Consider the following 15,315-nt stretch of genomic DNA (forward strand, 5'->3'; position numbering starts at 1 on the left):
CACGTGATTTTCTTGCTTGGAACAGCAAAAGAGCATTACAGCAAATTATAGCATGAATTGGGCTGTAGTTCCACATCCAAACGGCCTGTCCCTTCGTCTAATCCGAAACATAGAAGGCTCAGAAGAACTCTCCGAAACAAATAAAAAAAACTGAGCCTTGCCATCAGGGTTGGAATTAACCGACCTTGTTGGCTGAGCTCAGGTTTATACGGTATCAGGCCGCTCTAATTCGCGACTGAAGGCTGTTCATGTTATTAGTCGATGATTTCAGCAGTGTCGCCATTACGAGCGCCAGCAGCGTTTGCTTCATCTGTATCAATATGCATGTCCAGTGCGAAAGAATCGGATACACGAGCCAGTACATTTTCCAGTACCAGACCACGATCTCCGCCCAGGCGAACTTTCAGCAATTGTTTGTCCTCGATACCCCATTTTGCAGCATCCGAAGTGTGGAAGTGGATGTGACGAGCAGCAACGATAACACCTTTATCAATCGTAACTTCGCCAGCAGGACCTTTAATCGTGATTCCCGGTGTACCTTCAATGCTTCCGGACTCACGTACAGGTGCTTTAACACCAATAGCAAATGAATCTGTCATGGAGATCTCCAGTTGCGTTTCAGGGCGAACAGGTCCAAGGATACGCACTTTATCAAACTGTCCTTTCGAACCAATAACCGCTACAGTTTCGTTAGCAGCATATTGGCCAGGCTGAGACAGAGGTTTAAATTCAGTCAGTTCATAACCTTTACCAAACAAAATTTCAACGTGCTCTTGGGATACATGAATGTGACGGGCAGATACGCCCACAGGTACTGTTTTACTCATCGTAAATTTCACTCCTTGTTTATCTATGGCCTGTACTCAGGCTCTTAACAATCCAATGGTATTATACCCCTTTTTGGAGTGAAATGAAAACGAAGTGGTGAAAATTCATGAAATACACTTATTTCGCCATCATTCCTCTCCTTTATTTGGAAAACAAGTTTCAATTCAAAACTTTCAACGCACACACCAGTTCACTATTTCATGGAATTCCCCTTCTTCTGCATCTTCGGATTGCCCTCTGGCAAGTGTTCCCCCAGATAACTCATTGCATTCCCCCACAACCAGCCACGTACCAGTTGTTCATCATAATGCTTGAGCAGGATTTCCGTCAGCCTCGGATAGTGTCCTGAGTGTTCAAGTCTCTGAATATACGTTGAAATTCCATCAAAATCGGACCCCATCATCAGATGATGCTGCCCGCCGAGGGAACAGATCTGCTCGATATGAGGCAGCAGGTCCTCTATACGAACCTCCCCCTCCTGTTTAACAAACCAAGGGACAAACGTCAGTCCGATTCGTCCTTGCCGGGCAATGATGGCCTGAATCTGATCATCTTTCAGATTACGTACATGGGGACATACGCTATAACTGTTAGAATGAGATGCGATAAAAGGACGTTTGCTCAAGTCAGCCAGTTCCCAGAAACCTTTCTCCGTTAAATGTGACACATCTAACAGCATGCCGACTTCATTACACAGGTGCACCAGTTCTTTTCCTTTCTCGGTCAGACCCGCTCCACGCTTCTCCATGATTCCATCAGCTGCCCAATTGGCATAGTTCCAGGTAAGTCCAACAATTCGAACACCCATCTGATAACATAACTCCAGATAGAACAGGTTGCCCTCCAGACCATCCACACCCTCCAGTGTAATTAATCCCCACGGAACCTCTGTTTGCCCCACCTGAGCCACCTGTTCACGCCACAACAACGTCTGTGTGCCGCCAGGCCGCTCCTGACTTCTCTCTACACGCTTACGGTAAATATCCAACTGCCCCATCACATGTTCAAACTTGCCTCTGCCTAGTACTTCGGGTAAATAAATGGCGAATGCCTGCAACCCTACATTACCCTCTTTCAAACGTTGCACATTCACATCCAGTTGTGGAGCATCTTCGAATGAAAGTGTCTGCTGCATCAAGATTTTGCTCAGTGCATCACAGTGAAAATCGGCTATACGCCAATCAGACATGGACATCGTTAACCCTCCTTCTATGATTCGCTGCAAAAAAACGCAAAAAAACCTGTCTACATCGTAAACAGGTTCAATGCATACTGCATGTATTATCTGGGCTCCACAATCAGCTTAATGGCCGTTCGGTCCTCGCCGTCGATCACAATGTCTGTAAAAGCTGGAATACAAATCAGGTCAACTCCGCTTGGTGCTACAAATCCCCGGGCTATCGCTACCGCTTTAATGGCTTGGTTCAGTGCTCCCGCTCCAATTGCCTGCAGTTCAGCATTTCCACGTTCACGAAGAACCCCTGCAAGAGCGCCGGCTACAGAATTAGGATTGGACTTTGCTGAAACTTTTAATACATCCATGGTAAGTACCTCCCTGGGAATGTTGAAAGTTTGTTTCCACTTACTAGATGTTATTCGCGGGAGGCAAAAAAATTCCTTCTTTTTAGACGGGTTTCCCTGCAAAATGGGACAATACCCCTATTCCATGCGCCACTCGTCTTCCATTAGACGAATTTTTTCGATGCGTGTTGCCGCGCCTGTGGCTTCATCAATCTCTACTAAGACACCATGAAAATGCCATTTGCCATCATCAACAACAAATCGCACAGGCAGCTGGGTGTAGAACTTGCGCAACACGGCTTCACGCTCCATGCCCAATATGCCGTCACGCGGCCCTACCATGCCCGCATCCGTTAAGTAAGCCGTTCCTCCAGGCAAAATCCGATCATCATTACTCTGTACATGCGTATGTGTACCTACAACGAGCGATGCACGCCCATCCAGATGCCATCCCATGGCAATCTTCTCTGAAGTCGCTTCAGCGTGCATATCGACTAGAATACATTTGTAGTCCTGGCGTAGCTCATCTACGATCTCATCAGCTACACGGAATGGACAATCCAGGGCAGGCAGGAACGTTCTTCCTTGCAGATTGACAATGGCCAGCTCCTTGCCTTCACCTTTGACAACCGTATATCCTCGTCCTGGTGTGCCTGGTGGAAAGTTCGCTGGTCGAATCATGCGCGGTTCATCATCTATAAAATCAAAAATATCCTTATTGTCCCAGGTATGATTACCAAGTGTAATGCCATGTACACCCCAGTTGAAAAACTCATTCGCGATCGCACCTGTAATGCCGCGACCTGCCGCTGCATTTTCACCATTAACAATCACCACATGCGGCTTATACTTCGATTTCAGGTACGGTAAATTTTCCTTTAATGCCTTACGTCCCACATTGCCCACTATGTCACCAATAAACAAAACTTTCATTGATTACTGCCTCCTCAATCCCTGCAAATCCCCTTTACTTCAAACGTTGAACCTTGCAGGACTCTATCTCATGCTTCATGATGTGTTGTTTTACTAAATAACCTTATAACAGGCTATCAACAGGAAAAGTGGCCCACTACTGCGGCCACTTTTCCGTAATGCTCTATTTTGCGTATTCAACCGCACGGGTTTCCCGGATGACGGTGACTTTGATGTGACCCGGATAGTCGAGTTCATTCTCAATCATCTTCGTGATGTCACGGGCTAGGCGGAAGGCTTCAGCATCATCGATCTTCTCAGGCTGTACCATAACGCGAACTTCGCGTCCGGCCTGAATGGCGTACGATTTCTCGACACCTTCGAAGGATTCCGAAATCTCTTCCAGCTTCTCCAGTCGTTTGATATACGTTTCCAGCGTTTCGCGGCGTGCGCCTGGTCTTGCTGCGGAGAGCGCATCTGCTGCGCCAACCAACATGGCAATGACCGAAGTCGCTTCGCAATCTCCGTGATGGGACGCGATACTGTTGATTACAACCGGATGTTCTTTGTATTTCTTCGCCAGTTCCACGCCAATTTCGACGTGTGATCCTTCCACTTCGTGATCCAGCGCTTTACCGATGTCATGCAATAGACCTGCACGTCTTGCCAGAGTTACGTCTTCTCCGAGTTCGCCAGCCATCAGTCCAGCCAGATAAGCGACTTCCATGGAATGTTTCAAGACGTTTTGACCGTAACTTGTACGGAACTTCAACCGGCCCAGGATTTTGATCAGATCCGGATGCAGACCATGCACGCCCACTTCAAAGGTAGCTTGCTCACCGTATTCACGGATGCGCTCATCCACTTCTTTGCGGGATTTCTCAACCATCTCTTCAATCCGTGCCGGGTGAATACGTCCATCAGCCACCAGTTTCTCCAGGGCAGTACGGGCGATTTCACGGCGAATCGGGTCAAAGCCCGACAGAATAACAGCTTCTGGCGTATCATCGATAATGAGGTCAATCCCTGTAAGGGTTTCAAGCGCACGGATGTTACGTCCTTCACGACCGATAATCCGGCCTTTCATTTCTTCATTTGGCAGGGTAACAACAGATACCGTTGTTTCCGCTACGTGGTCAGCCGCACAACGTTGGATAGCGAGCGTAATAATCTCGCGGGACTTTTTGTCCGCTTCTTCCTTCGCCTGTTGTTCAATGTCCTTGATCATTTGAGCCGTCTCATGACGAACTTCCTGTTCTACGTTGGACAGTATGATACTGCGTGCGTCTTCCATAGTGAGGTTGGATATACGTTCCAGTTCCGTCACCTGGTTTTTGTAGATCATTTCGATCTGCTGCTGTGTCTCATCAATTCGTTTCTCTTTGTTAGCCACTTGCTCTTCTTTACGTTCGAGTGATTCCAATTTTTTATCCAGCGACTCTTCTTTTTGCAACAATCGTCTTTCTTGTCGTTGAATTTCATTCCGACGTTCACGAGTGTCTTTTTCAGCTTCGGCGCGAATGCGATGAATTTCATCCTTCGCTTCCAGCACCGTTTCTTTCTTCAGTGCTTCTGCCTCTTTCTTCGCGTTCTCCACGATTTGTACGGCAGCTTGTTCCGCACTAGAGATTTTAGCCTCTGCAAGAGATTTGCGAATAAAATATCCTACTCCGAACCCAATGAATAGCGCGGCTGCAACGAGAGCGATCGTGATTGCAATTTCCATACTGTTCACCTCCTCGTTGGTTCCTCCAAGGCATTCCTTGGGTCAATTTGCAGTTTTCAAAACCTTACATATGTTTGGGAATAACGAATACTCACGGCGATCCCCCGCCGATTTTCATTTCACATGTACATGTCTCCATGTACTATTCACTGTTTCCAGCGAACCCATAATTAAGAATGGTATAAATCTTAAGAAACCGAAACCGCTTTTTTGGAAGGAAAAAGGGTTGTCCATTTCTTACAGACTCATGTCCATTTTAGTATTTGACGAAAGAAATTGTCAAGAGAATGCAGTATAGAGACTCCAGTCTGCTAATCCCATAACAACGCCTCGTCATCTTCAGGGTCTCCAGCCTCATCTTCTTCAATTAAACAATTCACGACACGGCGCACCATATCCATTGAAAAACCACGTCTCATTAGGAAGGGAAGCGTTTTATGTTTCTTCTCTTTGACGTCTCCTTTGACCTGATTCCACTTTTTGCGTCCGGCGCTCAGAGCAGTCTCAAATTCCGCATCTGTACTGATACCTTCGAGTGCCTCAATAATGAGATCATTGGCAATGCCCTTTTGACGCAGCTCTTGCCTTATCCACAGTTTTCCCTTCCGCTTGCCCTCCATACGCTGTCTTGTCCATTCCTTCGCAAATAGATCGTCATCTACCAGGTTCTCACGCTCAAGCCGATCCAGTGCCTCTTCAATCAATGGTGCAGCAAACTCCTTCTGACGAAGTTTCTGACTTAACTCATGCCGTGTACGAGGTTTATGCTCCAAAAAACGCAGAGATTGTGCATAGGTCCGTTGTCGCTCGTCAGCTACGATGATTTCTTCCAGATCCTTCTTCATAAAGGTGTTGCCCTGCGTCATCCTGTATTTAATCATCACGTCTTCAAGGACCGTAATGGAGTGTATTCCAAAAGTGATGCGATAACGAGCTTGTCTGCTCTTCGTTCGTTCTACCCGTGTAATGGTTAGTTCTTCGTTGTCCGGAAACTGGGAAAGGCCATCCCCTTCTGCTTCTTCATATAAATCCTCGTCATGTTGATCCATTCAGGTCTCCCCTTTCATAACTCTTTATGTTTGAGCTTTACGCTAACATTCACAGAAGATAGAGAGCGCTAATACAAAAAGCCGGGAACTCAGCCCGGCCTTTTCTCTCACAGTCATTGTGCAACAGCCCCTGTCCATTGGGACAGGGGCTGTTGCACACCGAGACACTCCCACCACAATTCCTTATCCAAATCGAGTCAAGCTCAAATCAGACAGGTTTACGGAATTCAAAGGGCAGCGCCCTCTGGATCCTCCCTACAAGGAAGGATTTAGGAAGATTACTCGTTGATTTCGAATAATTCTTGTTCTTCTTCTGCTTCTTTTTGTTGCTCTTCACTAGTTGGCGCAGGAACTGCAGTAGTCAAGTTGCTAGCTACACGAATTTTTTGTTCAATGATTTCAGCAATGTCCTTATGCTCTTTCATGAACTGCTTCGCGTTCTCACGGCCTTGTCCTAAACGCTCGCCTTCGTATGAGTACCATGCACCACTCTTGTTAACGATGTCCAGCTCTGTACCAATATCAATGATACTGCCTTCTCTCGAAATACCCTCACCGTACATGATATCCACTTCCGCTTGTTTGAACGGAGGTGCTACTTTGTTTTTCACCACTTTAATACGAGTACGGTTACCAATCATGTCATTTCCTGATTTGATACTCTCAATACGACGTACATCCAGACGTACCGTGGAATAAAACTTCAGGGCACGACCACCAGGTGTTGTTTCCGGGTTACCAAACATAACGCCGACTTTCTCACGAAGCTGGTTAATGAAAATTGCGATTGTTTTGGATTTGCTGATTGCACCAGACAATTTACGTAGCGCTTGGGACATCAAACGCGCCTGCAAACCGACGTGTGAATCACCCATTTCGCCTTCAATCTCTGCTTTTGGAACCAATGCAGCTACAGAGTCAATAACGACAATATCTACTGCACCACTACGCACAAGAGCTTCTGCAATTTCCAGCCCTTGCTCACCCGTATCTGGCTGAGATAGAAGCAATTCATCAATGTTAACACCCAATTTGCTTGCATATTGAGGATCAAGAGCATGCTCGGCATCGATAAATGCTGCTTGTCCACCAACGCGTTGTACTTCAGCAATCGCATGCAATGCGACAGTTGTTTTACCTGAAGACTCAGGTCCATATATTTCAACAATACGGCCTTTAGGCAAGCCGCCTGTTCCTAATGCAATATCCAAAGCCAAGGAACCACTGGGAATAATTTCCACGTTCATATGAGTGGACTCACCCAGTTTCATGATGGATCCTTTACCAAATTGCTTCTCTATTTGACGGAGCGCCATATCAAGCGCGGCACGACGGTCTGACAATAAGCTCACACCCTTTACTGTTTATAAGATAATGATACCTTGTTTTAACACGTTTGCCAAGCTTTTTTTCGAACATACATTCGTTTTTTTTGTAAAGGCCGAGGCGCCTCTTCCTCTAAGAAACTTTCCATTAAACAGAAAAAAGAACCGTAAACAAGGCTGTTAAGCCTAATTCTACGGTTCTTCCGTCTTCCTTAATTATACTTGCTTGGAACTCTAAATGCAATCCACACTGTTAACTAATCAATCCATCGCCACAAGTTTTTGCCATAAGCGATAGAGAATTGCTTTGGCTGAGCGAATGCGAACAGTCTCGCGATTACCATTGATGCGCAGCTCATGAATCTCGGTTTCTTTTCCTCGTTCAGCGAGAGCGATAAAGACAAGTCCGGGTGGCTTGCGTTCCGAATATCCCGGTCCCGCTACACCAGTAACAGCCAGACCAAAATCAGCATCGCCAATCATTCGGATCTGCTCAGCAAGCACTTTTGCAACCTCTGGACTTACCGCCCCTGGCGCCTCTTCACCTTCCAGATAATCATGAGGCACATTCAGCAGCTTTTCTTTAATCTCATTGGAGTAACAGACAATTCCACCCTTAAGCATCGATGCACTTCCAGGTACAGATGTCAGACTTTGCATGACAAGCCCTCCAGTGCAGCTCTCAGCAGCGCTAAGCGTCAGACCCATGTCAGACATCATGGTTACAATTGTGTACTCTATAGGCACATCCTCGTTCGCGTAGAGATGTTCGGTCAACCGCTCACGAATCTGGGCCTCCATCGCATCCAGCTTCAGCATCGCCTCTCCCTCACTTGCAGCCTTTGTGGAGACACGTACTGTAACTTCTCCCTCACTCGCATAAGGAGCAATCGTAGGGTCTGTCTGCGCGTCAATGAGATCCAGAAGTCGATCTTCCAGAGCAGATTCACCAATACCTGCGAATTTAAGCATTCGGGAATAGATCGGCATTTCTTCTGTAAGTACATGCTGGAACAACCAAGGCTTGACTTCCTGTTCAAACATTGGAATCAACTCTTTAGGTGGCCCAGGCATCACAATATAATATTTATCATTGTCAGAAATCGCATTTCCTGCGGCTAGACCGGTTTCATTGGCAAGAGGTGTACCACCATCAATAACGATCGCTTGACGTCGGTTATTCTCTGTCATGTCCACATTACGATCTCTGAAAAAACTCTCAATCTTGTCCATGGCCATTCGATCTATATGCAGTTTCCGGTTAAGAACGGCTGCCAGCGCATCCTTGGTCAGATCATCTTGGGTAGGCCCTATACCGCCGGAAAATAAAATAACATCTGCGCGGCCCTGCGCAATGCGAATAGCTTCACTGAGTCGATTCAGGTTATCACCAACTACCGTTTGGAAATATACATCGATCCCGATCGCAGCCAATTCACGGGATAGGTATCTGGCATTGGTATTGACGATTTGTCCGAGCAGCAGCTCTGTGCCAACTGCAATGATTTCTGCCTTCATTAAGTATCCTCCTGTGCACGTGTTGAGTGATCAAAGGGCAATAGGATATTTTCCTATTGCCCCTGACCCAATGCTTCCTTCATGATTACCCAGTTTAACGCCAACTGTCATGCTTTCGTTAAATGAAGCAAATTTTTGTTTTTGATAAAGTAATCGATACCCGACCAGATGGTAATAAGCGCTGCTGCCCATACTGCGATAATATCGACGTGAATACCCGTGTAAGAAAACGGGAAGTTGTTCAACAGCAACAACACAATCGCCACAATCTGCACTACAGTCTTCAGCTTACCCCAATTACTGGCGGCGACAACTGAACCATCCAGCAACGCAATTTGACGCAAGCCGGTAACTGCAAATTCACGACTAATAATAACGACTGCAATCCAGGAATCCAGCTTGCCCATCTCTACAAGCGAGATCAAAACTGCGGTAACCAACAGCTTGTCTGCAAGTGGATCGAGCAGTTTTCCCAGATTGGTAACCATGTTATTTTTCCGCGCAAGGTACCCGTCAATTCCATCTGTGCTTGCAGCGATGATAAAAATAACAGCCGCAATCAGTTGATTATACGGAAGCGAAAGGCTTCCAAGTTGCAACGGCTCTGGATAAAATGGAAAATCCACGAGCAGGAACACCATCAAAAAAGGGATTAAGCAAATTCGTGCAAGCGTAATCCGGTTGGGTAAATTCACAAGACGCCCTCCCTCATATCCTCCATTACTCCAAACATTCATCTTAATCCCGTTATCATCATCCGGAACATGAAATGTACAATTTCAATGTCAATCCATATTAACATGATCCCACTATGTAGAAACGCAAAAAATAAAGTCAACCGCTCAAAAGCAAAACCGCTTTAAACGTTCCGGTGACTTCCAGAAGTGTACTGCTTTTCACAAAGTCAGCAAACGATGAGGACTGGACTTGATGCATGACTGCCAGCAATGCACACTTAGTATAATATACGCCCCAATACAGTGTCAAAAAACACTTCTGCTAAAAAAAGGCCCTATTACTTGAAATTTGTATATTGCAAATCCAGAGGCAAGTTAGCACCATTTAGCAGCTGCATTACCGCTTGCAAATCATTTTTACTCTTACCTGTTACCCGGAGCTGGTCTCCCTGAATCTGACTCTTCACCTTCATCTTGGAGTCCCGAATCAGGATATTGATTTTTTTGGCGATGTCCTGGTCAATGCCCTGTTTGAAATTCAAACGCTGGCGGACTGTACCAGAAGAAGCCGGCTCAACTTTGGCGTAATCAATGTTCTTCAATGGTAGACCACGCTTCGCCATTTTGGATTGCAGCACATCAATGACAGCCTTGAGTTTGGTCTCATCATCAGATACGATCGTTAACGCATCCTTATCCAGTTTCAGACTGCTCTTGCTGCCCTTGAAGTCATAACGAGTGCCAATTTCCTTCTCGGTTTGTGTAACGGCATTTGTCAGTTCTTGCAAGTCCATTTTGGACACGATATCAAATGAATTTTCTGAACTCAAACCAGTCACCCTTTCAGTTAATCGTATGTTCTGTAACATTATAGAGGATACCTTAAGCAAAAGTCTAATTTCAAGAGGTTTTCTTCAAAGAAAAAAGCATTTTTGACCTCCACTGAAGTGGTTGCCAAAAATGCTTTCTGGTGCAGCTTCCAACTAGTAGCGGCTCCGGTTGGGCTGTCTGAACATATCGAGCACACCCAAAAGCACATGCGCAAGTCCAAAACCCAAAATTCCGTAACCCCAAGCACTTGGAGTCAAGTAATAACCCAGGAGGCTGACAATGATCCCTAAACCTGTTACGATCCAGCTGACTGTCACAGCCATCCACCTCACTTCACCAAAAGTTAACTGCAAGTTAAGACACTGTTATTGTCTCCTGCAGTAAACTCGGTTATTCGCTACCCGTGGTAATCCCTTAATTGGTACCTTCTGTACCATCCGTTGAACCTGTTTCAACGCCTGTGGATGAAGCTGTACTACCACTGTCTTCGCCAAGTTTCAGACGGATCCGATTGGTGGCCTTGCCATCCGTTACAACTTGCCCACCAACCTCAATCGTGGTCGCTGCAGCGTAACCGGACTTAATATACATTCCCGCACTATCCAGTTCAAAGGTATAGCTGTCGCCATCGGCTGTATTGCCATACTCCAACTTCTCTCCACTGGAGTTCTCGCCCTTGTAAACTTCCAGCCAGCTATTGCCTGTTGCTTTAATTGTAACCGTTACAGGCTGGCCTGCACTTCCGTTAACTTTAAAGTTCGTAATATTTCCTGATTTTCCATCTTCTGCGACCGTTACAGTAGACGGTGAATTGTCGGCAGGTGGTTCTTCTTCAGTTCCATCTGTCTGTCCATCCGTTTGGCCATCCGTTTGACCGTCTGTCTGTCCTTCTGTGTCCGTACCGCCACCATTACCACCAGCGTCGCCTTCACCAGTACCCTCAGCGCCTGAGTCTGTCGCAGGCGGATTAGATGCCTGGCCGTTATCGGCAGGTTGATCCGGTTTATCCTCAGGCTGTTGTTGACTGTCTGTAATTTTGACCGAATCCAGCCCCTGATTATCCGCTTCATCACCATTGTTATACACCACGTATACATACAACAGAACTACAATCAAAACGGGGAATGTCCACATCAGTGCGACAGACATCCATCGATTACTACGTTCAACTGGACGGCTGGAACGCTTCTGAATAACCGGTTCCATCGTTGCTTCCGCCTCTTCTGCCGGTACGTCTTTTTTGTGTCCCTCCAGCAGCTCATCAGGGTTCAGTCCCACGGTCTCCGCATAGGTTTTAATGAAAGCACGCACATAGAAGCTGCCCGGCAGCACTTTGTAGTCTCCTGCTTCTATGGCCTCCAGATACCTCTTGCGAATTTTTGTCATTTCCTGTACATCGTCAAGACTCATCCCTTTTTGCAGCCGGGCCTCTCTTAACTGCTGACCCAGTTCAGACATGCCATCTCCCCCTTATGTTTATCTCTTGAGTTGTTGCTAATCTATTCCATGATTCCGTACGGTTCCTTACAATTCGTCGGTGTAGCTAGCCGTAAACGTATCATAAATAATCTCTTCATTCGGATTGTTGCGAAGTTCAATAATAATATCAAAATTATTAAAATCATATTCGGATTCCTGTACAAAAATATCCGGATGTTCAATAACCTTGGTGCTAGGCATGGTCATAATATCCTGCAACAAATTGTAATGACGCTCACTGGAGCGAATGGTACTAACAATACCGTCGATAATGAACACATTGTTTGGGTTCAATTCGTCCTCGGAGAGTTGGCTCCTTATGGTCTGACGAAGAAGTGTGGAGGAAACAAATGTCCATCGCTTCATTGCACATACGCTACCCGCAATAATGGACTCCGTTTTGCCAACACGAGGCATTCCACGCAAACCGATGACCTGATTGCCTTCCCTCTTAAATACTTCACCCAAAAAGTCCACAAGTAACCCAAGTTCATCTCGTGTAAAACGAAATGTCTTGCGATCATCCGAGTCACGGTCAATATATCTACCATGACGTACGGCCAGAATATCCACCAATTTAGGTTGACGCAAAGCCGATACGGTGATGCTGTTTACTTTGGCAAGCATCTCACCAAGCAAACGAATTTTCTCATCATCATCCGATTCAAGGAGCATACCTCGGGTTTTGCCTTCCACACCGTTAATGGTCAATATATTCACTTCAAGCATCCCCAGCATAGAGGCTATATCGCCTAACAAACCGGGTCTGTTCTTATGTATTTTATATTCCATATACCATTGTTTAGATTCCATTTCAACACCCCGTAATGCATTATTCCACATTATTCGACAGCAACAGAACGTGTCCGCTGGACAACAATCTGAGACATCTTCTAAAAATGGGTCACGTTAATGATATATAAAATGAAAATGAATTACAAGAACAGCTCTGTAATCCGTTTGTAATCATTAGAGAAAAGCCCCCTTGCGGGAGCTCTTCATCTGTAATCTTATGCGTTTTGTTTGGCCAATTTGACCATCAGGGTCGCAATCGTACGACGCTCATCAGCATCGCCGACATCCCATAATTCTTTCAATGCCCGGTTGGAATGGTTCGCCGGATCGACTTTCTCATCGAGGAAATCGCCGATTTCATACGCAAGTTTGTTGATGGTATCTTCACTCATTCCCATCTTCTCTGCTTGCAGTACGCGGTCACCCAAGAACTTCTTCCATGTGTCAAAACTGGAGAGCACTGTTTTTTCTGTTGACATGATAAATCCTCCTTAGCTGTCGCATGAGATTTAAAATCAACCAGTTGTAATATGTGCTTTCGAGACATTTTATATACGAGCATTTAAAAATAATCCAGAGACGGCTGCTTTCCAGCAACCTTCACGTTAACCATCCACCATTTGGACTAATAATCTGACCATTGATATAACCCGATTCAGGGAGCGCCAGAAAATAAACCAGTGATGAGATTTCATCAGGTTGGGCAAGTCTACCTGCCGGAATCTCATCTTCCAGCATTTTCAGTTCACTCTGATCGAGATGGTTCAACATGGATGTCTGAACTGCGCCAGGTGCCACAGCATTTACGGTTACTCCGGATGGCGCAAGTTCTTTTGCGAGCGCCTTAGTGAATGCATTCACTCCGCCCTTGGTTGTGGAATACAGCACCTCACAAGAGGCGCCGGACAATCCCCAAATCGACGACACATTAATAATTCGGCCATACCTTTGGGAGATCATGTGAGGCATCATTTCTTGTGTACACATAAATGTACCTTTCAAATTGATTGCCATCACTTCATCCCAGATCTCCTCTGTAACATCAGACAACATTCCATAGTGCGAGATCCCTGCGTTGTTCACAAGGATATCTGGCATAAGATTGTGTGACTCCAGCTTCTCACGCATACGCTCAATCTGTTCACGGCTGCGAAGATCCGCAGACACGGTCATGATCTTGCCACTGCCCTGTTCCATGCATCGTCTGGCCGCTTCATTCGCTGCTTCATGCGATTTCATATAGTGTATAACGACATTCATTCCAACTCTGGCGAAACGTTCTGCGATAGCCGCTCCGATGCCACCGCTTGCTCCAGTAACCAGTACAGTCATTTCCCCAATTGCCTTCAATTGTCCTGTTCCCCTCTCCATATCAAGGACTCACGACTAGCGATACAGCCAGTTGATCCCAGCGAATATGCTCTCTCAGTCTGAGATTCACATCTTCCAGTGTAATCGATTCATAGAGCGGGAGCATATTGAAGAAATCACCGCCACGGAATTGCTGACGTGTAAATTCATGTGCAATGTTCTCCGGAGAATTGAGCATGCGCAAATATCCGCCTATTTTCTTTTTGCGTGCACGTTCAAAGTCCGTGGATTCAAATCCTTTTTCCACAATAGCATCCACTTCTTCACGAATACGTGCGAGTAGTTGATCCGGGTCTTTCGTATCACCACCGATAGCCGAGAAGGCATATTGTGGCGAACTGTTATACTCATGTCCAAAGCTATCGGAGATCAGGTCCTCGTCATAAAGCTTCTGAAATAACCGTGTGCTTGAACCGAACAGAAGATCCATCATTAACTGTGTTGTCGTATCTCTTCGCAACAATTGTTCTCCGGTAAGTCCAACGTCCGTCTCTTTGAATCCAAACAGACATTTGGGCAGTGAAACAGCCAGTTTCGATTCCCGTCTGGCTTCTCCTACCTGCTCAGGCTCCTGTTCGAAGAAGCGATGAATACTTCCCTGTGGCTTATAATCCTTCTGTTTCTGGTTCGAACGAACCATATCAATGACTTCCTGTGGATCTACACCACCCACCACGAACAAGAGCATATTACTCGGGTGATAGAAGGAGTTATAGCACTCATATAACATCTCTTTCGTAATCGTACGGATGGACTCCACCGTTCCTGCAATATCGATATGCACCGGATGTTTCTGATACATGGCTTCGATTAATCCAAAATAAACACGCCAATCCGGATTATCAGCATACATGTCAATTTCCTGTCCGATAATGCCTTTTTCCTTTTCCACGTTTTGATCCGTGAAGTAAGGATTTTGCACAAAGTCGACTAATGTTTGTATATTTTCATTCACATGTTCAGTCGCTGAAAACAAATAAACCGTCTGATCAAAGCTCGTAAACGCGTTAGCTGAAGCACCATGAGATGCAAACGTGGCAAAAATATCGCCCGTTGGTTCTTCAAACATTTTATGCTCCAGGAAATGGGCAATCCCATCCGGGACCTTCACTTCTTCCTGCCCTTCAACCTGAAAATGATTATCCACTGACCCATACTTGGTTGCAAACGTAGCATACGTTTTCTGGAATCCAGGTTTAGGCAAAATATAGACATGCAGTCCGTTATCCATCACTTCGTAATATAGTGTTTCCTGCAGATGCTCATACCGAATGCTCTCCACC

At 45.8% G+C, this 15,315-nt stretch carries 17 protein-coding genes; all 17 read right to left on the bottom strand.

The genetic code is table 11. From position 1 onward, the window contains the following. Window positions 1–254: 254 nt before the first annotated feature. The 17 genes from pduL to yfmH all read right to left on the bottom strand — a co-directional run bounded on the left by pduL (window position 255) and on the right by yfmH (window position 15,314). Window positions 255–827 carry a phosphate propanoyltransferase gene (pduL, locus tag FS628_RS02995; protein WP_053783855.1) on the bottom strand — a complete coding sequence of 191 codons (573 nt, stop codon included), beginning with the start codon at window positions 825–827 and terminating at the stop codon, window positions 255–257. A 194-nt stretch (window positions 828–1,021) separates the two neighbouring features. Continuing rightward, window positions 1,022–2,023, bottom strand: a complete 1,002-nt coding sequence (locus FS628_RS03000; protein ID WP_440131238.1) for a dipeptidase — start codon at window positions 2,021–2,023, stop codon at window positions 1,022–1,024. An 86-nt stretch (window positions 2,024–2,109) separates the two neighbouring features. Next, on the bottom strand, window positions 2,110–2,370 hold the full coding sequence (locus FS628_RS03005; RefSeq protein WP_007430104.1) for a stage V sporulation protein S: 261 nt from the start codon (window positions 2,368–2,370) through the stop codon (window positions 2,110–2,112). Between the two features lie 117 nt (window positions 2,371–2,487). Beyond that, on the bottom strand, window positions 2,488–3,282 hold the full coding sequence (locus tag FS628_RS03010) for a TIGR00282 family metallophosphoesterase (RefSeq protein WP_062833853.1): 795 nt from the start codon (window positions 3,280–3,282) through the stop codon (window positions 2,488–2,490). 163 nt (window positions 3,283–3,445) lie between these two features. Continuing rightward, entirely contained in the window at window positions 3,446–4,987 is a 1,542-nt protein-coding gene (rny, locus tag FS628_RS03015; RefSeq protein WP_036670418.1) for a ribonuclease Y, read from the bottom strand. 311 nt (window positions 4,988–5,298) lie between these two features. Next, window positions 5,299–6,036, bottom strand: coding sequence for a regulatory protein RecX (locus FS628_RS03020; RefSeq protein WP_145318777.1), 738 nt, complete (start codon window positions 6,034–6,036; stop codon window positions 5,299–5,301). 278 nt (window positions 6,037–6,314) lie between these two features. Continuing rightward, window positions 6,315–7,379: a recombinase RecA gene (recA, locus tag FS628_RS03025; RefSeq protein ID WP_062833851.1), complete on the bottom strand. Its 1,065-nt coding sequence runs from the start codon at window positions 7,377–7,379 to the stop codon at window positions 6,315–6,317. A gap of 243 nt (window positions 7,380–7,622) precedes the next feature. After that, window positions 7,623–8,879 (bottom strand): competence/damage-inducible protein A, encoded by a 1,257-nt coding sequence (locus FS628_RS03030; protein WP_145318779.1) that lies wholly within the window; start codon window positions 8,877–8,879, stop codon window positions 7,623–7,625. A 107-nt stretch (window positions 8,880–8,986) separates the two neighbouring features. Next, window positions 8,987–9,574 carry a CDP-diacylglycerol--glycerol-3-phosphate 3-phosphatidyltransferase gene (gene pgsA, locus FS628_RS03035; protein WP_145318782.1) on the bottom strand — a complete coding sequence of 196 codons (588 nt, stop codon included), beginning with the start codon at window positions 9,572–9,574 and terminating at the stop codon, window positions 8,987–8,989. A 139-nt stretch (window positions 9,575–9,713) separates the two neighbouring features. Next, a complete protein-coding gene (locus tag FS628_RS31245; protein ID WP_186327705.1) occupies window positions 9,714–9,866 on the bottom strand; it encodes a hypothetical protein in 153 nt (50 codons plus the stop codon). A gap of 28 nt (window positions 9,867–9,894) precedes the next feature. Further along, window positions 9,895–10,386, bottom strand: coding sequence for a YajQ family cyclic di-GMP-binding protein (locus FS628_RS03040; RefSeq protein WP_017689115.1), 492 nt, complete (start codon window positions 10,384–10,386; stop codon window positions 9,895–9,897). Between the two features lie 153 nt (window positions 10,387–10,539). After that, entirely contained in the window at window positions 10,540–10,704 is a 165-nt protein-coding gene (locus FS628_RS31250) for a hypothetical protein (RefSeq protein WP_167350848.1), read from the bottom strand. A gap of 97 nt (window positions 10,705–10,801) precedes the next feature. Next, window positions 10,802–11,845, bottom strand: a complete 1,044-nt coding sequence (locus tag FS628_RS03045) for a helix-turn-helix domain-containing protein (RefSeq protein ID WP_145318785.1) — start codon at window positions 11,843–11,845, stop codon at window positions 10,802–10,804. Between the two features lie 66 nt (window positions 11,846–11,911). Beyond that, window positions 11,912–12,679 (bottom strand): DUF3388 domain-containing protein, encoded by a 768-nt coding sequence (locus FS628_RS03050; RefSeq protein ID WP_145318788.1) that lies wholly within the window; start codon window positions 12,677–12,679, stop codon window positions 11,912–11,914. Window positions 12,680–12,876: 197 nt separating this feature from the next. Beyond that, window positions 12,877–13,140, bottom strand: a complete 264-nt coding sequence (locus FS628_RS03055) for a DUF3243 domain-containing protein (protein WP_145318791.1) — start codon at window positions 13,138–13,140, stop codon at window positions 12,877–12,879. 121 nt (window positions 13,141–13,261) lie between these two features. Further along, window positions 13,262–14,032 carry an elongation factor P 5-aminopentanone reductase gene (gene ymfI / locus FS628_RS03060; RefSeq protein WP_145318794.1) on the bottom strand — a complete coding sequence of 257 codons (771 nt, stop codon included), beginning with the start codon at window positions 14,030–14,032 and terminating at the stop codon, window positions 13,262–13,264. 1 nt (window position 14,033) lies between these two features. Continuing rightward, a complete protein-coding gene (yfmH, locus tag FS628_RS03065; RefSeq protein ID WP_145318797.1) occupies window positions 14,034–15,314 on the bottom strand; it encodes an EF-P 5-aminopentanol modification-associated protein YfmH in 1,281 nt (426 codons plus the stop codon). Window position 15,315 lies beyond the last annotated feature (1 nt).

The organism is Paenibacillus xylanexedens, from assembly GCF_007676705.1.
GTDB lineage: Bacteria > Bacillota > Bacilli > Paenibacillales > Paenibacillaceae > Paenibacillus > Paenibacillus xylanexedens_C.